The organism is Lactobacillus selangorensis, assembly GCF_001437205.1.
Lineage (GTDB): Bacteria > Bacillota > Bacilli > Lactobacillales > Lactobacillaceae > Paralactobacillus > Paralactobacillus selangorensis.
The window spans coordinates 228,482-251,348 of sequence record NZ_JQAZ01000001.1 but is presented as its reverse complement, the minus strand read 5'-3'; the positions used below and the strand labels follow the sequence as shown (position 1 = coordinate 251,348).

The window sequence follows — 22,867 nt, the reverse complement described above, 5'->3', positions numbered from 1 at the left end:
CTCCTCTCTCAATCGGACAATAGATTGCAAAAGCCGCATCTCTGAAGAAATGCGACTTTTTCCGTTATCAACACACGTATACAGCGTATATGATAGCATGTTTACGATTAGTAAGCAACCTTTTTAGGGCAACTTTTTTATTTTTGCAGCCACTGCTGCAGAACAACTGCCTGATTGTGCGTCGTATCTTTGGCACCGTAAATCAGTGTCACGTTGCCCGTTTTTAAAGCCGTTTGCACTTGCTGCTTAAATTGAGCCGCCGCTGGATTCTGATTCAATTCCGCTAGATACCGTTTGGTAAATTCCGGAAATTTAACTGGATCGTGGACAAACCATTGACGCAGTTCAGTCGAAGGTGCAATGTTTTTGTCCCAATCCGTCAAAGCAGCCTTTTCTTTCGACACGCCCCGTGGCCAGATCCGATCGACCAGCAAACGCGTCCCATCGCTGGGCGCAGCCGCCGTATAGGCCCGTTTGATCTGTAATTGCCCCATGTTATTTCACAACTAACTGGTTCAGGTCGCCTAAAACATTCGCTAATTTCGCAACTTGAGCCAATTGCTTCAGCCGATTATCACGGACCTGTTCATTCTTATCCATAATCATCGTCTGATCAAAGTATTCATCGATCAAGGGCCGCAATTCACGAAGACTTTGATAATCTTCTTCAATCGTCTGGTCGAACCACTTTTCACTGAGATCGATCACAGCTTCATTGAGCTGTTTTTCGGAATCATTTTCGAATAAGCTTGGGTCAACCGTTAAATCGGTATTCTCATCAAAATCGGCTTTGGCGTCAAGACGGAGCACACGCGTAACGGCCTCAATCGTATCCTTGAAGTCATCATCATCTTTATGCGCTTCGAGTGTCTTCGCAGCCGCAAACATGGTCAACGGATCTTCGGAACTGCTTTCGACAACCGCATCGATAATATCATGCCGAACGGCGGCGTTGCCTAACCATTGACGCATCCGGTCGAGCATAAAGTCAAGCACTTCTTTTTGGTTCTTGGTGACGTCAAGGCCATCTGTCACACCGGCATCTGTTAAAACACGAGCGACTTCATTTTCAACCTTGCCGATCGGTAAATGCCAGCCATGGTCTTCGACGATGCGGACAATCCCATAAGCTTGACGACGCAATGCGTACGGATCGTTAGACCCATTCGGAATCATATCGACACTGAAGAAGGCGCCGATACTGTCGATCTTGTCGGCCAAGGCTAAAACGGAACCGACAGACGTTTGCGGCAATTCGCCTTCAGAGCTCGTCGGCATGTAGTGTTCACGAATGGCAACAGCAACATTTTCATCTTCGCCGGCCAGCTTGGCGTACACTTCGCCCATGACACCTTGTAATTCGGAGAATTCACCGACCATGCTAGTCACCAGATCAAACTTGTAGATCATGCTAGCCCGATCGAGATCCTTCATTTCTTGGTTGCTCAATTGATACTTTTCGCCTAAGAAATGCGCAATGGCATGGACCCGCAGCATTTTGGCATACATTGAGCCAATCTTATCATGGAAGCTGACTTTCTTGAGCCGTTCCACATAGTCATCAATCGTATGCTTCTGATCTTCTTGATAGAAGAAGGCGGCATCTTCAAGTCGTGCCGTTAAAACTTTTTCATTCCCATGCACGACGTTTTCGAGATGGGCTTTATCGCCATTGCGAACGGAAATGAAATATGGCAATAACTTGCCATTTTGGTCCCGAACATAGAAGTAACGTTGATTATCCTTCATCGAAGTAATCAAAACGGCTTCTGGAATGTCCAAAAACCGCTTTTCAAAGGTGCCGTAAAAGGCGGTCGGATATTCGACTAAATTGTTGACCTCTTCAAGCAGGTCCGCATCCAAAACGACCTGCCAGTTTTGTTCAGCAGCCATTTGGTTGATTTGCTGCCGGATCATGTTCTTGCGGTCTTCCGCATCGGCAATGACAAACTGATCAGCTAAAGCCTGCTGGTAGTCGCTCGCCTGCTTTAATGCCACTGGTTCACCTAAGAAACGATGGCCCTGAGTTTGACGCCCCGTCTTGATATTCAAAACTTGGAAGTCGATGACTTGATCATCGAGCAAAGCAACGATCCAGTGAATTGGCCGGATGTATTCGAAGTGGTATGTGTGCCAGTGCATCCGGGTCGGGAAGGTCATCGCTTCGACGACTTTGTCGAGTCCCTGTAAAACTTCAGCGGCAGGTTTGCCTGGAATCAGTTTATGAATATAGGCATATTCGGTCCCTTTGAGATCTTTGAAGACGATCTGATCTGGATCGGATTTTTGACCACGGGCAAAGCCTTTGGCAGCTTTGGTCCAATTGCCGTCTGCATCCACAGCAATCTTCTTAGCCGGCCCTTTGGCATCGACTTCGATATCATCCTGCTTATCAGCCAAGCCTTCGACCATGACCGCCAAACGACGAGGAGTCGAATACGGACGCACAGATTCATAAGCGAGATGGTTTTTATCTAAAAAGTCCTCGACTCGGTTTTCCAACTGCTCGACACTGGGAGTGACGACATGAGCGGGCATTTCTTCTAGTCCGATTTCTAATAAGAATGTTTTTGACATGTTAATCCTCCTTTGCCTGATCATCGTTCTTCAACAACGGGAAACCGGCCTTTTTGCGTTCTTCAACAAACGTCTTGGCAACGGCATGTGCGAGCTTGCGGATGCGGCTCAAATAGCCGGCCCGTTCGGTCACAGATACGGCCCCCCGTGCATCCAGCTGGTTAAAGGTATGGCTGCATTTGAGCACATAATCATAAGCGGGATGAACCAAGTGCAGTTTCACTAATCGCCATGCCTCTTTTTCGTAAGCATCGAATAATTTCAACAACAAATCCTGATCGCTGTCTTCGAACGAATACTTGGAATGTTCATATTCAGGTTCTTTGAAAATATCACGGTACGAAACGCCATCGCCCCATTCGAGGTCGTAAACGGAATTGACATCCTGAATGTAGGATGCCAGCCGTTCTACCCCATAAGTGATTTCGCTCATGACGGGATCGCACTGCAGGCCGCCGACTTGCTGGAAGTAGGTAAACTGTGACACTTCCATTCCGTCGAGCCAGATTTCCCAACCAACACCGGCACAGCCCATCGATGGGTTCTCCCAGTTATCTTCGACGAACCGAATATCATGTTCGAGCGGTTCGATGCCTAACGCACGCAAACTGTCCAAATAATATTCCTGAATTTCCAACGGTGAAGGTTTCATAACCACCTGAAACTGATGATGCTGATACAAACGGTTCGGGTTATCGCCGTAACGGCCGTCAGCCGGACGGCGGGACGGTTCATCATAGGCTGCATTCCAAGGTTCGGGCCCGACTGCTCGTAAGAACGTATACGGGCTCATTGTTGCCGCCCCTTTTTCAACATCATAGGCATCCATCAGCATGCAGCCCTTTTTGGACCAGAAGTGCTGCAAAGTCTGGATCATGTCTTGCACATTCATCTTTGCCATTCCATTTTCTCCTTTGGTTTTTCTGGATAAGAACGCAAAAACGCCCCTATGCAGAAAAAGTTTCTACATAGGGACGAATAATTTATATTCGCGGTTCCACCCTACTTCAGGCCTATTATGAGACCTGCGCTTCGTTCATAAATCGCTGCTCAGAAACGCCCAGTAATCAGCTGCTCAGTCGGCTTGCACTATCCCGACTCGCTTTCATTTGCACACTAATCCCGTTTTTCCTCATGGCTTGATTTCAAGTTTCATTTTAAACGTCCCCAAAAGGCTTGTCAATCCCAGTTTAATTTTGATCCGGAGCTTTGAAGCGGTCTTCCCAGCCATTCATTTCATCAATAAAATGCTTGCTCTTGAGATGAATGCCGACCGTATCTCGATACAGGACATCGATGACTCGTTTCAAACGTTGCTTCGTCTCTTTTTTGACATCGATCGAATGCAGCTTCATCAAATCGACGACGGAAAATAACCGCAGGTAGTACATCGTCCGCTGATCGACATGGAGGCGGTACGGATCGAGCTGCCAATGCTGATCGCACAGGATGCCGCCGTATTTTTCCGAATAGTCGAAGGAGCCTTTTGTCCGGTGGCAAATCACACAATCCTGCCAATGGGGGCCGACCCCAAACGCTGGCAATAACTGAATCTGGGCAATATCCATGATAATTTCGGCATCAAAGCCATCGTCAATCAAGTTGAGCGCCTGTTTGGCAAAGGCATACCACTGCGGAATCGGTACACTGTCTGGAAAGGCCACATCAATCAGATTAAGAATGTAAGTCGCATAGGCATTCAGAAAAATATCGCTTCCGATCGTCTGAAACTGACGGTACTCTTTGGCCGTATTGATGAACGACAACCCTTCGTCACTCAGATTGCCGACATACGTGCCGATGGTAAAAGGCAGGATCGCTGCCCGCATCCGAAATTTCGGCCGATTAGCGCCTCGCAAAAAGAACATTTTTTTCCCGAATTGATCTGTGATCATTTTGACGAGCATGTCTTTTTCACGATAATTTTTGCGATAAATAACGATTCCTTCGAACTCTTCGAGCGCATGTTGTGCCACTGTAAAACCCCCTTTCGGCAAAACAAGAGCCTGAGCGAACTCAGACTCTTGCCATCAATACGATTGTTCTATAACTTTTTCTTATTGTAGCCGAATTCCTTCAGATAGCGGTTATTGTCCCGCCAATCCTTCGAAACTTTGACCCAAAGCTTCAAGTTGACTTTTTCACCCAGTAAAGCTTCGATGTCCCGACGTGAACGAATACCGATTTCTTTCAGCATTTTGCCGCCCTTGCCGATGATGATTCCTTTTTGACCATCACGTTCGACCATGATGGTCGCTTCGATTTGCAGCTTGCCGTTGACATGCTGATTCATTCGTTCAACGACGACGGCAACTGAATGCGGCACTTCATCATGTGTCAGTTCGAGAATCTTTTCACGAATCAATTCACCGACCACAAAGTATTCGGGATGGTCAGATAATTGATCTTCCGGATAATACTGCGGTCCGGCCGGCAGCTCTTTTTCAAGTGTAGTGATCATTTGCGCGACATTATTACCCTGAGTTGCCGAAATCGGGAAAATATTGGCAAACTGCAGTTCATCTTCATAACTGGCGACGATACTCGGCAGCTGGTCGGGATGAACTTCATCGATCTTATTGACAACAAGGTCGATTGGCTTATTAACCGCCTTAAGTTTATCCATGATGAACTGGTCGCCAGGACCTTTTTTATCAGGTGCACTGATCATGAAGAGGACGACATCGACTTCATTCAGTGTCGACAAAGCCGCATCATCCATATATTCATCGAGCCCGTTTTGCGGCTTGTGAATGCCAGGAGTATCCACAAAAATGATTTGAACATCATCCGTTGTGTAGATGCCCTGAATCTTATTACGAGTCGTCTGCGCTTTTGGCGACATAATGGCGACTTTTTCACCTAAGATCCGGTTCATGAACGTTGATTTCCCCACATTGGGCCGGCCAACAATCGCCACAAAACCAGAACGAAACTTTTTTTCAGTCATTTATCAATTGCCTCTTTCTTTAAAATAGCATCCGCCAGAGATACGGTACAAACACGTACAATCCGATCAAACTTGAGAAAAACGCCGTCAAAAGGACCGTTCCAGCACTCATATCTTTAATTTTCTTCGCTAACGGATCATATTGATGATGGACGACCAGGTCGACCATATTTTCAAACACGGTGTTCCACATCTCGCTGATAACGACGATCGCAATCGCAATCGACAGCAGCAGCCAGTCCCAAGCTGAAACTCGCAGCATAAATCCCAGCAGGATGACCACGATTGAAAAAGTGGCATCTCGTTTCAGATTGTCTTCTTCGGTAAAAGCCGTTCTGACCCCTGTCAGCGCATGGCGGACGCTACGGAAAAAGGTTTTATTTTTGCCGGTCTGCTTATCGTTTGAGTCCATACGCATCTAAAATTTTCTCCTGTAGCGGGATCATCACAGCCTCATCTTCAGGTTTGATGTGGTCATACCCATTCAAATGAAGGAAGCCATGTACCAGTGTGTAGCCGAATTCACGGTCGAAAGAATGCCCATAACGTTCCGCATGTTCCTTAACCGTCGCCGGCGAAATAATCAAGTCGCCGATATCCTTAGGAATATGATAGAGTTCCTCAAAATTCTTGGGCAGCCCTTCTTCGGCAGTTTCCTCCTCAATGGCAAAACTAATCACATCGGTGGCCCGATCGGTCTGCCGATATTCCAAGTTGATCTGATGGATTTTGTCGTCGCTGACAAACGTAACCGACATCTCCGTATCAGCGGCCAGTTTCATATAGCTGCCGGCAAATTCCAGCAAATCATGTGCCATCTTCAGATGGGCTTCATCGACCTGTTTGGTCTCATCTACAATTTCAATATCCATGACCCTACTCCTTATTTCGTTGTTCGTCTGCGTGCGCATATGCTTCGATGATCTTAGCGACTACTGGATGCCGCACGACATCGGTGGCTTTGAATTGAACGAATTCAATTTGATCGATTCCCTTTAAAATGTGACTGGCTTCGATCAATCCGCTCTTCTCATGACGAGGCAGATCAATCTGAGTGACATCCCCATTGACGATCATCTTCGACCCAAAACCAAGCCGAGTCAGAAACATCTTCATCTGAGCTTCCGTCGTATTCTGCGCTTCATCCAAGATGACAAACGCCTGGTCCAGTGTCCGGCCACGCATATAGGCTAAGGGCGCAATTTCAATCACGCCACGATCCAGCAGCCGGTTCGTATGTTCGGTGCCCAGGACGTTATACAGTGCATCGTAAACGGGCCGCAGATACGGATCGACCTTTTCCTTCAGATCGCCAGGCAGGAAACCGAGATTTTCACCGGCCTCAACGGCGGGCCGAGTCAAAATGATTTTTTCAACAAGCCGTTTCTTCAAAGCAGTGACTGCCATGACAACGGCCAAATAAGTTTTCCCAGTCCCGGCTGGTCCGATTCCGAACGTGATGTCCTTATGCCGGACCGCTTCGACATATTGATGCTGCCCGTAATTCTTGACCCGAATCGGGGCGCCTTTACTATCATGTAATAAAACTTCGCTATAAAAATCGGTAAAATAATCTAACGTGCCGGCGTGAGCCATATTGATTGCATTCATCACATCGGCTCCGCTTAATTTGATGCCGTGATCCAAGAGCTTTGTCAGTGCTGTCAAGATCGCATAACTTTGCGAAACAAATTCATTATTATCGCCGCTGATCTTGATATCGTCATCGAAAGCACTCAGTGTCACCTGCATGCCAGATTCGATCAAATGGAGGAACTGATCGTTGATCCCCATTAAATCCGGTGCTTGATCCGGATTTTGCAGGTGAAATGATTTTTCAAATTGTTTTTTGCCAGTCAAAAAATTCATTACCCCTCAAATGATAGATTTACTTTGTATCCCTATTTTAACACACTTAGAGGTTGCGACAAGATTCAGTCGTACCAGACCGAACGACACAAAAAAAGCCCCGATCGGACGACCGAAACTTCTTTCATTTTATATGCAATTTAGTTGGCGTTTAAAGCTGTTTTCACAGCTGCGCTGACTTGTTTCCCATTGGCACGTCCAGTTACTTTCGGCATAACAGCCTTCATAACCTGGCCGAAGTCTTTGCTTGACGTAGCACCAGTCTCCTGGATGGTGTCTTGAACAATTTTGTTCAATTCATCCGCCGTCAATGGCTTTGGCATGTAACGTTCAACGACTTTGATTTCCGTTGCCGTTGAATCAGCCAAATCATCACGACCAGCCTCCTTGAACTCGGCTTCAGAGTCTTTCCGCTGCTTCAATTCCCGTGAGAGCAAACTTAATTCCTCATCCGGTGTCAAATCATGGCCCAGTTTGATCTGCTCATTCTGGAGTGATGATTTTAACATCCGAACAGTGGATAAAGTTGCCTTGTCATGCGCCTTCATTGCAGTTTTTAAATCAGAATTTAAAGAATCTTGTAAGCTCATTTCATCATTTCCTTAGAAATTGACCTTAAAAGCGCTTCTTCTTACGCTTACGTGCTGCTTCTGACTTTAACTTGCGCTTCACACTCGGTTTTTCGTAGAATTCCCGTTTCCGGTATTCTTGTAATGTACCGCTTTTTGAGACGGAACGTTTGAAGCGACGAAGAGCATCATCAAGAGATTCGTTTTTACGAACGACTGTCTTTGACATCTGATATCCCTCCCCTCGCATCTGAAAATAGAAACGACACACACTGGTATCGTTCTTATTTATTATAGCGAAACAGAAAAAGCGCGTCAACAAAACTTTCCCGAAACCCCGACTTTTTTATTTAAAAAAGAGAGCGGATACATTTTCACAGGTGACTATGCTATGATAAGCATATCAATTGAAACAACAGATGGGAGTTTTTTACATGGCAGCCACAAAAATCAGCGTCAGCATTCTTTCCGATTCAGTCGGAGAAACGGCTTTACGCCTTGCACAAGCCGCATTGGCACAATATCCGGATGTCGAACCACGCATCGAACGGTTCCCTTTTATCACGAAAGTCGAAAAAATCCGGCCGATCGTCGAACAAACTAAGAAACACGGCGGTTTTATCATGCATACCTTCGGGACACCAGGGTTGGCCGATCAAACCAACCAGATTTGTACCGAATTAGGCGTCGATTATTTTGATCTGATGACCCCAATCATGAATGAAGTTGGTCATCTGGCCAACCAGAAACCGTCTGGCGAAGCCGGTGCGATTCATCATCTGAACACCAAATATTTCGACCGCATTTCTGCGATGGAATTTGCTGTCATGTATGACGATGGCAAGGATCCGAAAGGCTTCTTAGAGGCCGATATCGTCTTATTAGGCGTTTCACGGACCTCAAAGACGCCGTTATCCCTTTTTCTAGCCAACCAAAACGTCAAAGTAGCCAACCTGCCGCTAGTGCCACAGGCTCACATTCCTGAAGAAATCTTCCAAATTGATCCTAAGAAGATCGTCGGTTTGACGAATGATCCTGAAATTTTAAATAATATCCGCCGGGAACGCATGATTGCTTATGGATTGAACCCGGACACAACCTATTCCGACATGGATGAAATCAACAAGGAATTGAAGTATGCCAATGATCTGTATCAGAAACTCGGCTGTATGGTCATCAACGTTGCCAATCGTTCAATCGAGGAAACAGCCACTGTAATTCTTGAAAAGATGGGACTCGATTACTATGGGACACCGAAAAATTAACGCACTAAAAAAGCTGGAACATTTTTGTTCCAGCTTTTTCTGTCACGAAGCCTCGTTTTCAGCGAGGATTTCATCTTTCATCTCTGGATCAAAGGTTTCAGTCTCAAGCATGGCAATTTCACGCTTGTAAGGCGAGTAGGCCCGTTTCTTTTTACTGCCGTCAATGTAAGGCGTTTCCAAAATCTTCGGAACCGTTTCAAGCTGCGGATGGTGAGCCACATAATTTAACGTATCGAACCCAATCGTTCCAAAACCGATATTTTCATGACGGTCTTTATGACTGCCCTGCGGATTTTTAGAATCGTTCAGATGAATCAGCTGGAGCCGGTCGAGTCCGATAAGATGGTCGAATTCATTCAAGACACCGTCAAAATCGTCTTTGATTGCATACCCAGCATCACTCGTATGGCAAGTATCGAAACACACACTAAGCTTGTCATTATCTTGGACACCGTCGATAATCGTCGCTAATTGTTCAAACGATGTTCCGACTTCGGTTCCTTTGCCAGCCATCGTTTCAATGGCAATATGAACGGTCTGGTCTTCCGTTAAAATCTCATTAAGCCCTTTGATAATCTGCTGAAGCGCAGCATCGGCACCGGCGCCGACATGTGCCCCCGGATGGAAGGCCATTTGCTGCGCACCGATCGCATCGGCACGCGCCACTTCATCCCGCATAAATTGCACACCGAATTCAAATTTGTCCGGTTTCAAAGTATTCCCCAAGTTGACGATATAAGGGGCATGAACGACGATCGTATCGATTCCATGTTCCTGCATATAAGCATGGGCCGGCTCGATTTGAAATTTCTCCGTCGGTTTTCGCCGTGTGTTCTGCGGTGCCCCTGTATAAATCATAAATGCATTGGCGTTTTCAGCAGCCGCTTCCTGTGCCGAACCCAATAACATTTTCGTACCTTTCATCGAAACATGTGATCCAATTTTCATGCCGTTCATTCCTTTCCCTTGCTACGGCCATTGTACCAAAAATCAGGGCGACAAAAAAGCACACTTCCGACTTGGAAGTGTGCTTGAATTGTAATTTAATGGAGTTAAAGTAACTTTTTTAATTTAGTCTAATCATGCGGCTGCTCGTAAAAATGACCGAGAATCTTAACCGCCGAAGTGATACTCACAAAGGCGTGCGGATCGGAATGATACATCGCACTTTCTAAATCGTGCATTTCATACCGTGAAATCACCGTAAACAAAATCGTTTTTTCTTGGTGTTTATAAGCTCCTTCGGCGTCATGCACAATTGTGATTCCCCGCCGCATTTCGCTTTGGATCGCTTCAATCACATTTTTCGGATGGCTCGTCACAATCATAACCTGCAGCTTCTGATGCCGCGTGTAAACCAAATCCATGACTTTCCCATTGATGAAAATACTTAATGCAGAGTAGAACGCATGGGGCCAGCCGAAAATGAAACCAGCCGCAAAAATAATCATCGCATTGAAAATAATGTTGATTGTTCCGATCGATTTGCCCGTTTTCTTCCGCAGAACGATCCCCAGAATATCCAATCCACCGGTGGAAATCCCATTTTTTAACGCAAAACCAGTTCCGGCTCCGTTGAGGACGGCCCCAAAGATTGCACAGATAATCGGGTCGATCGTCAGCTTTGTTACCGGAATGATTTTCATCATCAAACTGGATAAGACAACCGAAATGATTGTAAAGACCGTGAAATGATGGCCGATCTTGCGCCACGCCAACACAAATAAAGGCAAGTTGAGAACCAGCAGCATCAGCGCCGTCGAGACCGTAAACGGTGCAAACCGTTTTGTGATCGTTGAGATCAGTTGGGCAAGCCCAGTAATCCCAGAAGCGTAGATACCGCCTGGCTCCCAGAAAAAGTTTAACGCAACGGCAACCGCAATACTATAGAGGAATGCCGCCGAAAGCTTCGACATATTTTGATGATGTTTCGCAAGTTTCTCAATTCTTTGCATAAAAACCGACCTTTATGAATTTGTTTAGCCTGTATAGCATACTACAAATTGCGTAAAAATCGAACCCCTAAATGAGAGACTACTTCAACGGTGTGTCGCTCTTTCCGTTGTCCCAGTGTTCCTTTTTGAACTGGGCCCGGCCCCCATTTTCTTCGAGCTGATCCCGCAGCGGATTCTTCTTGTAAAAGTCCTGATGATACTCTTCGGCCGGATAAAACGGCTGGGCCGGCTCGATTTGAGTGACAATCGGCTGTTTGAACTTTTCGCTCTTCTGCAGCGCCGCCTTGGATGCTTCGGCGACTTGTTTTTGTTCCGGCGAATTATAATAGATTACCGGCCGATAATTATCGCCCCGATCTTGGAATTGGCCAGAAGCGTCGGTTGGATCAGTCTGATGCCAATAAATATCGACTAATTTGCGATATGAAATGATATCCGGATCAAATGTGATCTTGACTGCTTCGGTGTGTCCGGTCGTGCCGCTGGAAACCTGTTCGTAAGTCGGATTGGCGACGTGCCCGCCGGTATAACCGGAAATGACACTCTTGATGCCTGGATACGTATCAAACGGATGCACCATGCACCAGAAACATCCACCGGCAAAAATTGCTGTGTCAGTTGCCATTATTTTTGACCCCCTTTGAATAAATAATCGTAACGGCCATAACCCTCTTGGTCGAGATCAGCTGCTGGAATGAACTTCAATGCCGCCGAATTGATACAGTAACGCAGACCGCCCTTGTCTTTCGGACCGTCATTAAAGACATGGCCTAAATGAGAATGTGCCTGGTCGCTTTCCACTTCGGTCCGCACCATTCCATGCGAGGTATCCGTTTTTTCTTTCAACGTCTCGATTGGTTTCGTGAAGGACGGCCAACCGCAGCCGGCATCATATTTATCCGTCGAGCTGAACAAAGGCTCGCCATTCACAACATCAACGTAGATGCCTGGCTTGTAAAAATTATCATACTGGCCTGAAAACGGCATTTCAGTGGCACCGTTTTGAGTCACGTTATACTGTTCCGGCGTTAAACGCTTCTTTAATTCATCATCTTTTGTTACTGCCATCTTGATCACCTCTTGGAGCGATTATACGACATTAAATCGATTGGCCGCAATAAAATGGGCTGAATTGCGATTTTAGACAAAAAAAACAGTGATCGCAGGATCACTGTTTTGAAACAAAATTTACTTTTTAGCGTCGTGGCTGACTTCAATGCCCAGATCCGTTAACTGATTATCAGCAACTGGTGCCGGTGCCTTCGTCATTGGTTCAGTAGCCTTTGAATTCTTCGGGAAGGCAATGACATCACGAATGTTGTCTTTATGGGCTAACAGCATTGCAAAGCGATCCAAGCCGATGGCAAGTCCTGCTTCCGGCGGGAACCCGTAATCCAAAGCTTTCAGCAAGAAACCAAACTGTGCTTCGGCTCGTTCTGGCGTGAAGTCCAAGGCCTTGAGCATCTTTTCCTGAATGTCACGTTGATGGATACGAACGGAACCGCCGCCCAATTCATAACCATTGAGAACGATATCGTACGACTGGGCATGGGCCTTATGCGGATCGGTATCCAGATAATGAATATCCTCTTCATTCGGCATCGTGAATGGATGGTGGGCCGGAACCCAACGCTGAATGCCTTCATCAAATTCAAACAACGGCCAGTTGACCACCCATAAGAAGGCATATTGATTTTCATCGATCAAGTCGAGATCATGTGCAAAGTACTTGCGCAACCAACCTAAGCTTTCAGCAACGACTTTCTTAGCATCGGCAACGAAGACGATCAAGTCGCCTTCCTTAGCCCCTAACTGATTCAGCAATGGTTCGTCGTTATCCTTGACGAATTTGGCGATCGGCCCGTTGACCGTGCCGTCCTTGACCTTCAGCCAAGCTAAGCCTTTCGCATCAAACCGCTTGATATATTCTTGCAATTTGTCGATGTTCTTCCGGGAATAGTGACTAGCACCATCCGGAACGACAATCGCCTTCACCTGGCCGCCATTAGCAATTGCGCCACTGAAGACTTTAAAGGCACTATCTTTGAACAAGTTGCTGACATCTTGCAGTTCCATGCCGAAACGAACATCCGGCTTATCAGAACCGTAACGATCCATGGCTTCTTGCCAATCCATCCGCTGGAATGGCAGTTTGACATCGATGCCCTTTTCATCATGCATGACTTGGGCAATCAAACCTTCCGTGTAATCCTGAATATCTTTGGCAGTCACAAAGCTGGCTTCCAAATCAATCTGGGTGAATTCCGGCTGCCGGTCGCCACGCAAATCTTCATCACGGAAGCAACGGGCAATCTGATAATACTTGTCGAAACCCGCTGCCATCAGCAATTGTTTGAACAACTGCGGCGATTGCGGCAAAGCATAGAAACTGCCTGGGTAGACACGTGACGGAACTAAGTAATCACGAGCCCCTTCTGGTGTCGATTTGGTCAAATCAGGTGTTTCGATATCAATGAAGTCATGGTCGTCTAAATAATGATGGACAGACTTCGTGATTTGGGACCGAGTCCGCAAAGCCTTCATCATTTCCGGACGCCGCAAATCGAGGTAACGATACTGCAGCTTCAAATCTTCGCTGGCCGTAATGTTATCTTCAATCGGGAATGGCGGTGTCTTGGACTTGTTTAAAATCGTTAAATCGGTGGCTTCGACTTCGACCATGCCGGTCTTCATCTTCTTATTGATGGCGTCACCGACCCGGCGAACCACTTTCCCAGTCACTTCAACAACATATTCGCTGTGCAGGTCATCAGCCTTTTCAAAGGCAGCCCCTGAATATTCCTTACTGAAAACAATCTGAACGATGCCTTCACGGTCACGGAGGTCAACGAAGATCAATCCGCCTAAGTTCCGTTTTTTCTGGACCCAGCCGTCTAATGTAACGGTTTGATCAACATAGGATTCATCGACTAAGCCACAGTATGTGGTGCGTTTGCTCATATTCTCGCTCCCCTATTCTGCTTCTTTTAATTGTTGTTGCACTTGTTCAAAATGCTGTGCGATCTGCTCAAATGGGACTTGAACTTGCTTCCCAGTCGCCATGATTTTGACATTGGCCACTCGATTGGTCATTTCATCTTGTCCAATCGTAATCACATATTCAGCATTCAACCGATTGGCAGTCTTGAACTGTCCCTTCGCCTTACGGTCAAGATAATCACGGTCGGCAGAGACACCTTCCTTGCGCAAAGCTTGAACCATTTCAAGGGTCGTCGCATTCGTTTCGGCCCCAATTCCGACGACATAGACTTCCAAATCGTCATCAACCGGCACTTTAACATCTTCGGCATCCATAACGAGCATCAGACGTTCGACTCCCATCCCAAAACCGATCCCAGGTGTATCCGGGCCGCCGAGCTGTTCAACCAGTCCGTTGTAACGACCGCCGGCTAAGATTGTCGTCATCTTGCCACCAAAGGCTTTGCTGTCTGTCATGATTTCGAAAATCGTGTGGTTGTAATAATCTAAGCCACGCACCATATCCGGATCGATCACAAAGTCGATGTTGAGGTCTTTCAACAACGATTGGACCGTGTCGAAATGCTGTTGCGATTTCTCGTCCAAATAATCAAGAATGGATGGCGCATCCGTGACGATTTCCTGGTCATGTTCATCTTTGCTGTCGAGTACCCGTAACGGATTCTTTTCCAAACGGGTTTGTGAATCGGCACTCAATTCATCAAAGTGCGGCCGCAAGAATTCCACCAGTGCTTGTTGATAAGCCTGACGAGATTCCTTATCGCCTAAAGTATTGATGACAAGTTTCAGATTTTTGACACCTAATGTGTTCAGTAACTGCATCGCCATTGCAATGACCTCAACATCTTGTGCTGGGCTTTCAGCTCCGAAGGCTTCGACCCCAATCTGATGGAATTCACGCTGACGGCCGGATTGCGGCCGTTCATAACGATACATTGGTCCCATATAGTAAACTTTTTCGGGTTTTACATATTCAGGTCCGTATAATTTGTTTTCAACATAGGCCCGGACGACACCGGCGGTTCCTTCCGGACGCAGTGCAATATGCCGATCCCCTTTATCATGGAAATCATACATTTCCTTGGTCACGATATCAGAAGTATCGCCTGAACTTCTGGAAAAGACATGGTAATCTTCAAATAATGGGGTCCGAATTTCTTGGAACCGATAATCATGAAAAATCTGCCGAGCGGTTTCTTCGACAAAATGCCATTTTGCCGTTTCGCCTGGTAAAATGTCGGCGGTTCCTTTTGGTTTTTGATAACTAGACACGAGCATTCTCTCCTTTTTAAGCGTGATACAAAAAAAGACGCGCTTGTCGATTGACAAGGGCGTCTGGACGCGGTACCACCTTATATTTTCACTGCTGATAACGTTATTTGCTAACGGAATAAAAGATTTATTCAAACCTCGGTAGTCGTCTTTTCAATCGGTTAAGCACCTTTCAGCCTAGGATGCTTTCTCTGCTCAGTGATCTATCCTCACTACGTCATCGGTTTAACTATTCAATTCAATCTTTACGTTACGCGACCCATCAAAAATTGTCAAGGTCAGTTTATAAAAAAAGCAACCTCTTGGCAAGCGTTTTTTGCTATACTGAAAGAGACTTCAAAAGGAGGGACAGCACCAGATGGAAAAATTGAAATGGGCGCTTCGTCATTACCCGATTGCGTGGCTGACGGGGCTGTTGATCCTCCTTGCCTGTGGCGTCACAATCATTATGACGAACAGCCACTCGTTAACGATCACCGCCAATGTGGTCAATGTCCGCAGCGGACCCGGCCTTTCTTATGAAACGAAACGTCAGATCGTCCAGGGTACAAAAATCAATGTCATCGGTCATGATAATGATTGGTATAAAATTCGTTTGTCAGATGACCAAACCGGCTGGGTCGCCAGCTGGCTGATCCACAACACTGAAGTGGGGACGACCACTAATAAGGTCGCCAAAGTTAACAAAAGCAGCGTCCCTGTTTATGAATACGCCCGCACCAGCAGTGATAAACTCGGCACCGTTTCGGATGCTAGAAATGTCACAGTGGTTTATCAACAAGGTTCCTGGAGCCAGATTCTCTATAAAAATACCGTTGGCTGGATTCATCAAGGCTTAAGCCTAACTGATCAAGCCCCTACCACCAAGTCGAATCAGACACCGAAAACAGTGACGACCCAGTTGAGCGGTGTCAAACTGCGCAAGAAGGCCAGCACCAGTTCGGCGGCAATGCAGACTTTGAAGAAAGGCACCACGCTGACTTACATCAAGACCGTTAAGAAGGAATGGTATCAAGTCAAGACCAAGAACGGCCAGACTGGTTATGTGGCCAGCTGGGTCGTTTCCTTGATGGGCGCTCAAGACGTTACTACCACTTCAGCCACCAAACTCTCTGAAGCTACGATCGTACTGGATGCCGGTCATGGCGGCAATGATAGTGGTGCGATTTCCGGCAAGAATACCTATGAAAAGACGTATACGCTTGAAACGGTCAAACAAATCGCCAAGGACCTGCGCAAACAAGGTGCGCGTGTCATCTTGACCCGTGATACAGATAAATATGTCAGCTTGGCGGCACGTCCAGCCCTTTCGAATAAGGACAAGGCCGATGCCTTCATCAGCATCCACTTTGATTCCAGTAAAACCGCTGACAGTCTCAGCGGCGTCACGACTTATTATTACAATTCACAAAAAGACATGAAACTGGCCAAGGCCATCAACACCCAGCTAAAGGGTTTGCCATTAGCCAACAAAGGCGTTCAATATGGCGATTTCCAAGTGCTGCGTCAGAATCATCGGCCGGCAGTACTGCTTGAATGCGGTTATATCAACGATAGCAATGACTACAAGCATATCAAGCAGGCTGCCTACCGCCGTGAAATTGCTTCTAAAGTCACGACGGCCCTAGAAAACTATTTCAAATAAGGTTCAAAAAGCACGCTCCCTTTGCAGGAAGCGTGCTTTTTTACCATCCGGTTCTCAATTTTCCGATTGTGATTTAATTTGAATTGATGTTGTTTGGAACCCGGCACGATGCCGAGTCCCCTTGTGAAAAGCATAGGCACACGCCTCCATTCGTTTTCTTTATTGTACGAAAACAAAGCGGCAATCCCAATTAAAACCGAACAGGTTGGCCAAAGTGTCCCGTTTTTAGCCGGCATTTTGCAGACGTTTGAAGGCACCAGTGAGCAGCAGGCTTGCAGTAGCAACAACCTGCCCAACATCGGGTTCTGCATGTTGTTCCAAAAAATCATTCGTCTGCTGAATCAGGATTTTTGAACAGCCTGCTTCCAAAATCTGCCGCTGAGCAGTCGGCAAATCTTGTTGTGCAGTCGCACAGAAAAGACCGACCAGCAAACGGACTTCTTGGCACATATGCGCATGCCGTTCCATCCGCTGCGTCTGGCGATATAAGTTTTCACAAAAAGACGGATGCTGTTTTAAATAATTAAAATAGCGAATCAGCCCACGTTCCCAATCACGGGCGGCCACACAGGCCAGCAGTTCTGGCTGCAGTTGCTGCTGTAGGACATAGCAAGCTACCTCCAACAACCCATTCGGATAGTGGTTGTAAAACGTCGTACGCGCGATGTGACGCTCTCGGATAAACTGTGACACCGTGTAATGTGTATATAAGCGTGCTTCGTACTCCTCTTGAAAGGTACGAGCAATCTGGTTGTGTGTTTCAAGCCATTTTGTCATTGTTTCTCCCCTTTTTTCGAGAATAACAAAAGCACAGCCATTCGTATAGCTGTGCTTAAGAGTTCTGTGCAAAGTTTTAGGGCTTGCACACGTAATTTTAATTTTGGGCAGTATCGATTACAATCGTGACTGGCCCGTCGTTTTCGATTTTAACATCCATATCGGCACCGAACTCGCCAGTTGCCACTGGAATACCCGTTTCCGCCAGTTTGTGGTTGAAGCGCTGGTACATCCGATTGGCAAACGCTGGCTGACCTGCATCCGTAAAGCTGGGCCGGTTGCCCTTTTTGACGCTGGCATACAGTGTGAATTGGGAAACGGAGAGGATCGCCCCTTGAATTTGGGCAACGGATAAATTCATTTTGCCATTTTCATCACTGAAAATACGCAAATGGGTCAGCTTGTGTACCATCCAATCAAGGTCTTTGTCCGTATCTCCATCGGCAAAGCCGACCAAGAGCAGTAATCCGGCATCAATCTGTCCGACCACTTTGCTGTCAATGGTCACACTTGCCTGCTTGACGCGTTGCAGCACCACTCGCATCGCAATTCCTCCTTATTCGCTGACTCGTTTGACTTCATAAATATTCGGCAGGTTCTTCAAACGGGCGATGATCTGTTCCAGCTGATTGACATTCTGAATGCCAACAGTAACGTGAATATCGGCCATCTGGTCATGATCGACCCGCCCCGAAACATTATTCAAACGCTTGGTCTGGGCATTTAAAACCTGCAAAACATCGTTTAATAATCCATTTTGGTTGTACCCGTAAATTTCGAGATCAGCATCATACATCTGTTTCTGACTCTGCTGTGGGTCCCACCGGACTTCGATCAAACGGTCCTTTTCCTGATCGTTGACGACGACATTCGGACAGTCGCTGCGATGAATCGTGACCCCACGCCCTTTGGTAACGTAACCGACGATCGGATCGCCAGGGACCGGATTGCAGCACTTGGCCAGATGAACCAGCAAATTGTCGACACCTTGAATGATGACGCCCTCTTGATGCGGGGTTTCACTCGTCTTGGTATGCTCTTCTCGTTCCGGTTGCGGTTTTTTATCGGCCGCAAAGACAGCCGCTTCCCGCTCCTTCTGCTTGGCGAGTTCCTTTTCATGGCGATCTTTTTCGGTCAGACGATTGGCAACTGCTTGGGCCGAAATTTCACCATAACCGACTGCCGACATCAATTCATCAGCACTCTGATAATTAAATCGGCCTAATGCCAAGGCTAAATGATCTTTATCGAGATATTCTTTCGGGGCATATCCCTTTTCGAGCAGTTCATGTTCAACCAAGTTATGGCCTTTTTCGATATTTTCATTTTTATCGGCTTTTTTGAAGTACCGGCGAATTTTATTGCGAGCCCGACTTGTTTTAACCATCTTGATCCAGTCATGGCTCGGTGCCGAATTGGCTGCCGTCAGCATTTCAATAATATCGCCGTTTTTGAGCTGATAATTCAGCGGTACAATTTTGCCGTTGACCTTCGCCCCGACGGCATGATTGCCGACTTCGGTGTGGACAAAATAGGCAAAATCAAGCGGAATCGAGCCCTTCGGCAATTCGTAAACATCACCTTTGGGAGTGAAGACGTAGACCCGATCGCTGAAAATGTCGCCTTTGACGCTCTTCATAAAGTCGTCGGCATTTTCGGAATCGTCCTGAATTTCAAGAATCTCACGCCGAAAGTTATCGAGCTTATGGCCGGTGCGGTCTTCATGAACTTCATCCCGAATGCCTTCCTTATAGGCCCAATGCGCAGCGACCCCATATTCAGCGACGTTGTGCATTTCTTCCGTCCGAATCTGGACTTCGAGCGGTTTGCCTTTCGGGCCGATTACGGTCGTGTGCAGGGATTGATAACCGTTATTTTTCGGCATCGCAATATAATCTTTGAAACGGCCCGGCATCGGACGCCATTTCGTATGAATGGCCCCTAAAACAGCGTAGCAATCTTTAATCGACTTGGTGATGATTCGAATCGCCAGCAAATCATAGAGTTCATCGAAATGCTTGTGCTTATCCCGCATCTTTTTGTAGATCGAATAGATATGCTTCGGCCGGCCGTAAATATCATAATCGATGTCAAGGTCGACTAACGCCTTCTTGATTTCTTCGATAGCAGCAGCAATATAACTTTCCCGCTGGTCGCGCCGTGAATTCATCAAATGAGCGATGCGGTAGTATTGCTGCGGGTTTAAATAACGCAGCGATAAATCTTCGAGCTCCCACTTGATTGTGCTGATCCCTAACCGATCGGCTAAAGGGGCGTAAATTTCAAGCGTTTCATTGGCGATGCGGCGCTGTTTCTCCGGCGGCTGAAACTGCAAAGTCCGCATATTATGCAAACGATCGGCCAATTTGACCATAATGACCCGCAAATCTTTGGCCATCGCCAGCAGCATTTTGCGGTGATTTTCGGCCAATTCATCCTTATGGGCCACATACTTCACTTTGCTGAGCTTAGTCAGCCCATCGACAATCACAGCGACATCGTGACCGAATAACTCCTGAATATCGCCGACTGTGACCCCGGTATCTTCGACGACATCATGCAGATAACCGGAGGCAATGGTTTCCGGATCCATTTTCAATTCGGCTAAAATCCCGGCCACCTGAATTGGGTGGGAAATGTAAGGATCGCCCGATTTGCGCATTTGATCTTTATGGACGTACGCAGCGAATTGGTAGGCTTTTTCAACAAATTTCAAGTGTTCTTCATTCATATAGGTCCGGCAGATCGCCATGACATCGTCTTGTGTTAATTCCTTTTCTTTGGGCATTTTTCTTCACTCCCACTAAAGAAAAAGGCCACAGTAAAACCCTGTGTCCCTTTCCATCCTATTTGTTATTTTGCATTTCATGCGGCTTAGCCAAGCCGTATGCCACGTACGCCATCAGCAGGTATGCAATGACCAGCGCATAATTATATCTAGCATAACGCCAATAAACCATTCCTAAAAATAAGATTGGAAAAACAAGCATTAAATACCAGGGCTGCCGTGTCTTGCGTAAATAAACCCCGCTGCCGAGTGCAAATAGTGAATTGAATCCGATAAACAAGGTCCCCATCCGCATCACGACTGAAATGTGTAACCAGTGGTAGATCAGGGGCAGCAACACGGCGACAATTAAGCAGACCAGTGCATAAATCATCTCAGAACGTCCGAATGCTTGCTTTACTTTTGACATTTCATAACCTCGTTTTTTAACTCATTGCAATCACATGCAATTTTGAAATTCTTTATTTCTTATCATAATGAATTCACACGCAGAGTGCAAATCTGAATTAAAGTTCATACACATACGAGGCTACGCTTAACAGGTAAAGCGGCGCCGTCTCAGCCCGTAAAATACGGGGCCCTAAGCCCGCTGCAACGTATTTTTGCTGATCAACTAGCTGCGTTACTTCAGCCGGCGTAAAACCACCCTCCGGTCCAAACAGCGTTACCAGATGAGCACCTGGTTTGAGCGTATTCAAAGTCTGTTTCAAAACGGCGTGCTCGCCTTCCTTCGCCGACTCCTCATAAGCCACTAGCCGTGCGGTATAATCCGCATCCGGCAAGTCTTTCAAGCTCGCAAAATAATCGACCTTTGGCAAATGTGTTCGGTGCGATTGTTCAGCAGCTTCTTGGGCCACTTTGCGCAATCTTTTTAATTTATGATTAATTTTTTTGCCTTCCCACCGGGCCACCGAATACCGGACGGGAAAGAACCAAAATGCATCGGCACCGAGTTCCGTCCCTTTCTCAACAATCTTTTCGGCTTTATCGCCTTTTGAAAGGCCGCAGCCGATCGTAATGTGAACTGGCAGTTCGGATTGACCAGGTAATTGTTTCAAAACGGAAAGCGTCACAAACTTGGCTGAATTTTCAATTTTGGTAATCTTTGCTAGGAAAACTTCTTCATCCGGATCGACCAATTCGACTTGATCATCGAGCTGACGCCGCATCACATGGACCATATGATGATAAATATCGCCGCTGACTTGGATTGGTCGGCCAGCTTGTAACGGTGAATTGACAAAATATCGCTGCATGGCTACTCATCCTTTCCCGCATGTTCGGCAATCAAAGCAACCCAGCCGGCATGTGTCAATTGTTGCACCACTTGAAATCCACTGGCTTCAAGCGCCGCCTGAATTTCAGGACCCCGTGCGGCAATAATTCCGGCCAGCAGAAAATGCCCGTTCGGATTCAAAAGCGCCTTGGCCTGCGGAATCAGCGGCAACAATGCTTCTGGCAAAATATTGGCGACAATCAGGTCGACTGGTGTGACAATCCCCTTCAAGAGATCATTGATACCGGTCTTGATTTCACCTGCATCCGGATTGAGGGCAATGTTCTTCTGTGCCGCAACGACGGCCACTTGATCGACATCATAAGCAGCAACATCGGCAGCGCCCAGCAGTTTAGCAGCGATACTGAGCACACCGGAGCCGGTCCCGACATCGATCATCGATTCGCCGCCACGCACCGTCTGTTCAAGTGCTTCCAGTGATAAAACAGTCGTCGGATGGGTGCCAGTCCCAAAAGATTGGCCTGGATCAAGCCGGATGACTTGTTCCTGTACCTGCTGCGGCTGATAATCCGACCAGCTGGGGGCCACCGTCAGATAGCGAGTCACGCGCAGCGGATGATAATAGGCTTCCCAATTATCCTTCCAAGTGCTATCGTCATCAGCCGTCACTTCGACACGCGCCGGTGACGGGTCCAAACCGAATTGTGCTAAATCAGTGACGTGCTGCTGCAACGTCGACAAATCCGGCAGTTCGGATTGAAAGTAGGCACTGACTTGGGCGCCATTCGTTACCGGTGCTTGTGCAGCCACTGCTTCACCGTACTTGGCTTTAATTTTGTTTAAATCGGCCGCATCTTCAATCTGAATGCCCGCTACGCCGCTTTCTAATAAAAGGTTGGCGACGGCTGCCACTGCTTCATTTGAGGTGAACACCGTTAGTTTTTGCCATTCCATCTGCTCTGT

24 protein-coding genes are annotated in these 22,867 nt (G+C 46.9%); 2 read left to right on the top strand and 22 right to left on the bottom strand.

All coding sequences use genetic code 11. The annotated features are described in order from the left end of the window. Nucleotides 1–137: 137 nt before the first annotated feature. The 10 genes from IV40_RS01315 to rpsU all read right to left on the bottom strand — a co-directional run bounded on the left by IV40_RS01315 (nt 138) and on the right by rpsU (nt 8,194). The gene (locus IV40_RS01315) at nt 138–494 is read right to left on the bottom strand and encodes a DUF488 domain-containing protein (RefSeq protein ID WP_057768560.1); all 357 of its coding nucleotides are present in this window, start codon (nt 492–494) and stop codon (nt 138–140) included. A gap of 1 nt (nt 495) precedes the next feature. Beyond that, complete coding sequence (gene glyS, locus IV40_RS01310; RefSeq protein ID WP_057768559.1) at nt 496–2,577, bottom strand: glycine--tRNA ligase subunit beta; 2,082 nt, start codon at nt 2,575–2,577, stop codon at nt 496–498. A gap of 1 nt (nt 2,578) precedes the next feature. Continuing rightward, nucleotides 2,579–3,478: a glycine--tRNA ligase subunit alpha gene (gene glyQ, locus IV40_RS01305; protein WP_156404199.1), complete on the bottom strand. Its 900-nt coding sequence runs from the start codon at nt 3,476–3,478 to the stop codon at nt 2,579–2,581. A 289-nt stretch (nt 3,479–3,767) separates the two neighbouring features. Continuing rightward, nucleotides 3,768–4,553: a DNA repair protein RecO gene (gene recO / locus IV40_RS01300; protein WP_057768558.1), complete on the bottom strand. Its 786-nt coding sequence runs from the start codon at nt 4,551–4,553 to the stop codon at nt 3,768–3,770. A gap of 68 nt (nt 4,554–4,621) precedes the next feature. After that, nucleotides 4,622–5,527, bottom strand: a complete 906-nt coding sequence (era, locus tag IV40_RS01295; RefSeq protein ID WP_057768557.1) for a GTPase Era — start codon at nt 5,525–5,527, stop codon at nt 4,622–4,624. Between the two features lie 19 nt (nt 5,528–5,546). After that, entirely contained in the window at nt 5,547–5,945 is a 399-nt protein-coding gene (locus IV40_RS01290; RefSeq protein WP_057768556.1) for a diacylglycerol kinase family protein, read from the bottom strand. Beyond that, nucleotides 5,923–6,399: an rRNA maturation RNase YbeY gene (ybeY, locus tag IV40_RS01285; protein WP_057768555.1), complete on the bottom strand. Its 477-nt coding sequence runs from the start codon at nt 6,397–6,399 to the stop codon at nt 5,923–5,925. Before ybeY ends, IV40_RS01290 begins: the two co-directional genes overlap by 23 nt. Nucleotides 6,400–6,403: 4 nt before the next feature. Continuing rightward, nucleotides 6,404–7,396: a PhoH family protein gene (locus tag IV40_RS01280; RefSeq protein WP_057768554.1), complete on the bottom strand. Its 993-nt coding sequence runs from the start codon at nt 7,394–7,396 to the stop codon at nt 6,404–6,406. Between the two features lie 140 nt (nt 7,397–7,536). Further along, nucleotides 7,537–7,986, bottom strand: a complete 450-nt coding sequence (locus IV40_RS01275) for a GatB/YqeY domain-containing protein (RefSeq protein ID WP_057768553.1) — start codon at nt 7,984–7,986, stop codon at nt 7,537–7,539. Nucleotides 7,987–8,011: 25 nt separating this feature from the next. Further along, on the bottom strand, nt 8,012–8,194 hold the full coding sequence (gene rpsU, locus IV40_RS01270) for a 30S ribosomal protein S21 (protein WP_057768552.1): 183 nt from the start codon (nt 8,192–8,194) through the stop codon (nt 8,012–8,014). A gap of 205 nt (nt 8,195–8,399) precedes the next feature. Between rpsU and IV40_RS01265 the strand changes: the two genes are divergently transcribed. Beyond that, nucleotides 8,400–9,230 (top strand): pyruvate, water dikinase regulatory protein, encoded by an 831-nt coding sequence (locus IV40_RS01265; RefSeq protein ID WP_057768551.1) that lies wholly within the window; start codon nt 8,400–8,402, stop codon nt 9,228–9,230. A gap of 42 nt (nt 9,231–9,272) precedes the next feature. Here IV40_RS01265 and IV40_RS01260 read toward each other — a convergent pair whose 3' ends face one another. The 6 genes from IV40_RS01260 to hisS form a co-directional block, all read right to left on the bottom strand. Next, nucleotides 9,273–10,178, bottom strand: coding sequence for a deoxyribonuclease IV (locus IV40_RS01260; RefSeq protein WP_057768550.1), 906 nt, complete (start codon nt 10,176–10,178; stop codon nt 9,273–9,275). Nucleotides 10,179–10,306: 128 nt separating this feature from the next. Then, nucleotides 10,307–11,185 (bottom strand): YitT family protein, encoded by an 879-nt coding sequence (locus tag IV40_RS01255; protein ID WP_057768549.1) that lies wholly within the window; start codon nt 11,183–11,185, stop codon nt 10,307–10,309. 79 nt (nt 11,186–11,264) lie between these two features. After that, nucleotides 11,265–11,810 carry a peptide-methionine (S)-S-oxide reductase MsrA gene (gene msrA, locus IV40_RS01250; protein WP_057768548.1) on the bottom strand — a complete coding sequence of 182 codons (546 nt, stop codon included), beginning with the start codon at nt 11,808–11,810 and terminating at the stop codon, nt 11,265–11,267. Continuing rightward, a complete protein-coding gene (gene msrB / locus IV40_RS01245) occupies nt 11,810–12,253 on the bottom strand; it encodes a peptide-methionine (R)-S-oxide reductase MsrB (RefSeq protein WP_057768547.1) in 444 nt (147 codons plus the stop codon). Before msrB ends, msrA begins: the two co-directional genes overlap by 1 nt. Nucleotides 12,254–12,373: 120 nt before the next feature. Then, on the bottom strand, nt 12,374–14,146 hold the full coding sequence (gene aspS / locus IV40_RS01240) for an aspartate--tRNA ligase (protein WP_057768546.1): 1,773 nt from the start codon (nt 14,144–14,146) through the stop codon (nt 12,374–12,376). A gap of 12 nt (nt 14,147–14,158) precedes the next feature. Further along, nucleotides 14,159–15,457, bottom strand: coding sequence for a histidine--tRNA ligase (gene hisS, locus IV40_RS01235; RefSeq protein ID WP_236698004.1), 1,299 nt, complete (start codon nt 15,455–15,457; stop codon nt 14,159–14,161). 358 nt (nt 15,458–15,815) lie between these two features. On the opposite strand from hisS, the gene IV40_RS01230 reads away from it, so the two are divergent. Beyond that, nucleotides 15,816–17,102, top strand: coding sequence for an N-acetylmuramoyl-L-alanine amidase (locus IV40_RS01230; RefSeq protein WP_057768544.1), 1,287 nt, complete (start codon nt 15,816–15,818; stop codon nt 17,100–17,102). Nucleotides 17,103–17,327: 225 nt separating this feature from the next. Here the strand turns inward: IV40_RS01230 and IV40_RS01225 are convergent, their stop codons facing one another. From IV40_RS01225 to prmA, 6 genes are all read right to left on the bottom strand, one after another. Then, nucleotides 17,328–17,879 (bottom strand): hypothetical protein, encoded by a 552-nt coding sequence (locus tag IV40_RS01225; RefSeq protein ID WP_057768543.1) that lies wholly within the window; start codon nt 17,877–17,879, stop codon nt 17,328–17,330. A 97-nt stretch (nt 17,880–17,976) separates the two neighbouring features. Next, the gene (gene dtd, locus IV40_RS01220; RefSeq protein ID WP_057768542.1) at nt 17,977–18,423 is read right to left on the bottom strand and encodes a D-aminoacyl-tRNA deacylase; all 447 of its coding nucleotides are present in this window, start codon (nt 18,421–18,423) and stop codon (nt 17,977–17,979) included. A 12-nt stretch (nt 18,424–18,435) separates the two neighbouring features. Then, entirely contained in the window at nt 18,436–20,667 is a 2,232-nt protein-coding gene (locus IV40_RS01215) for a RelA/SpoT family protein (protein WP_057768541.1), read from the bottom strand. A 58-nt stretch (nt 20,668–20,725) separates the two neighbouring features. Then, complete coding sequence (locus IV40_RS01210) at nt 20,726–21,076, bottom strand: hypothetical protein (protein ID WP_057768540.1); 351 nt, start codon at nt 21,074–21,076, stop codon at nt 20,726–20,728. Nucleotides 21,077–21,173: 97 nt separating this feature from the next. After that, nucleotides 21,174–21,923, bottom strand: a complete 750-nt coding sequence (locus tag IV40_RS01205) for a 16S rRNA (uracil(1498)-N(3))-methyltransferase (protein ID WP_057768539.1) — start codon at nt 21,921–21,923, stop codon at nt 21,174–21,176. A 2-nt stretch (nt 21,924–21,925) separates the two neighbouring features. Continuing rightward, nucleotides 21,926–22,858 carry a 50S ribosomal protein L11 methyltransferase gene (prmA, locus tag IV40_RS01200; protein WP_057768538.1) on the bottom strand — a complete coding sequence of 311 codons (933 nt, stop codon included), beginning with the start codon at nt 22,856–22,858 and terminating at the stop codon, nt 21,926–21,928. Between the last annotated feature and the right edge of the window lie 9 nt (nt 22,859–22,867).

Bases quoted from the DNA above. Each gene is read 5' to 3' on its own strand.
- IV40_RS01315 (WP_057768560.1), bottom strand. From the start codon at position 494: ATGGGGCAATTACAGATCAAACGGGCCTATACGGCGGCTGCGCCCAGC.
- glyS (WP_057768559.1), bottom strand. From the start codon at position 2,577: ATGTCAAAAACATTCTTATTAGAAATCGGACTAGAAGAAATGCCCGCT.
- glyQ (WP_156404199.1), bottom strand. From the start codon at position 3,478: ATGGCAAAGATGAATGTGCAAGACATGATCCAGACTTTGCAGCACTTC.
- era (WP_057768557.1), bottom strand. From the start codon at position 5,527: ATGACTGAAAAAAAGTTTCGTTCTGGTTTTGTGGCGATTGTTGGCCGG.
- IV40_RS01290 (WP_057768556.1), bottom strand. From the start codon at position 5,945: ATGCGTATGGACTCAAACGATAAGCAGACCGGCAAAAATAAAACCTTT.
- ybeY (WP_057768555.1), bottom strand. From the start codon at position 6,399: ATGGATATTGAAATTGTAGATGAGACCAAACAGGTCGATGAAGCCCAT.
- IV40_RS01280 (WP_057768554.1), bottom strand. From the start codon at position 7,396: ATGAATTTTTTGACTGGCAAAAAACAATTTGAAAAATCATTTCACCTG.
- IV40_RS01275 (WP_057768553.1), bottom strand. From the start codon at position 7,986: ATGAGCTTACAAGATTCTTTAAATTCTGATTTAAAAACTGCAATGAAG.
- rpsU (WP_057768552.1), bottom strand. From the start codon at position 8,194: ATGTCAAAGACAGTCGTTCGTAAAAACGAATCTCTTGATGATGCTCTT.
- IV40_RS01265 (WP_057768551.1), top strand. From the start codon at position 8,400: ATGGCAGCCACAAAAATCAGCGTCAGCATTCTTTCCGATTCAGTCGGA.
- IV40_RS01260 (WP_057768550.1), bottom strand. From the start codon at position 10,178: ATGAAAATTGGATCACATGTTTCGATGAAAGGTACGAAAATGTTATTG.
- IV40_RS01255 (WP_057768549.1), bottom strand. From the start codon at position 11,185: ATGCAAAGAATTGAGAAACTTGCGAAACATCATCAAAATATGTCGAAG.
- msrA (WP_057768548.1), bottom strand. From the start codon at position 11,810: ATGGCAACTGACACAGCAATTTTTGCCGGTGGATGTTTCTGGTGCATG.
- msrB (WP_057768547.1), bottom strand. From the start codon at position 12,253: ATGGCAGTAACAAAAGATGATGAATTAAAGAAGCGTTTAACGCCGGAA.
- aspS (WP_057768546.1), bottom strand. From the start codon at position 14,146: ATGAGCAAACGCACCACATACTGTGGCTTAGTCGATGAATCCTATGTT.
- IV40_RS01230 (WP_057768544.1), top strand. From the start codon at position 15,816: ATGGAAAAATTGAAATGGGCGCTTCGTCATTACCCGATTGCGTGGCTG.
- IV40_RS01225 (WP_057768543.1), bottom strand. From the start codon at position 17,879: ATGACAAAATGGCTTGAAACACACAACCAGATTGCTCGTACCTTTCAA.
- dtd (WP_057768542.1), bottom strand. From the start codon at position 18,423: ATGCGAGTGGTGCTGCAACGCGTCAAGCAGGCAAGTGTGACCATTGAC.
- IV40_RS01215 (WP_057768541.1), bottom strand. From the start codon at position 20,667: ATGCCCAAAGAAAAGGAATTAACACAAGACGATGTCATGGCGATCTGC.
- IV40_RS01210 (WP_057768540.1), bottom strand. From the start codon at position 21,076: ATGTCAAAAGTAAAGCAAGCATTCGGACGTTCTGAGATGATTTATGCA.
- IV40_RS01205 (WP_057768539.1), bottom strand. From the start codon at position 21,923: ATGCAGCGATATTTTGTCAATTCACCGTTACAAGCTGGCCGACCAATC.
- prmA (WP_057768538.1), bottom strand. From the start codon at position 22,858: ATGGAATGGCAAAAACTAACGGTGTTCACCTCAAATGAAGCAGTGGCA.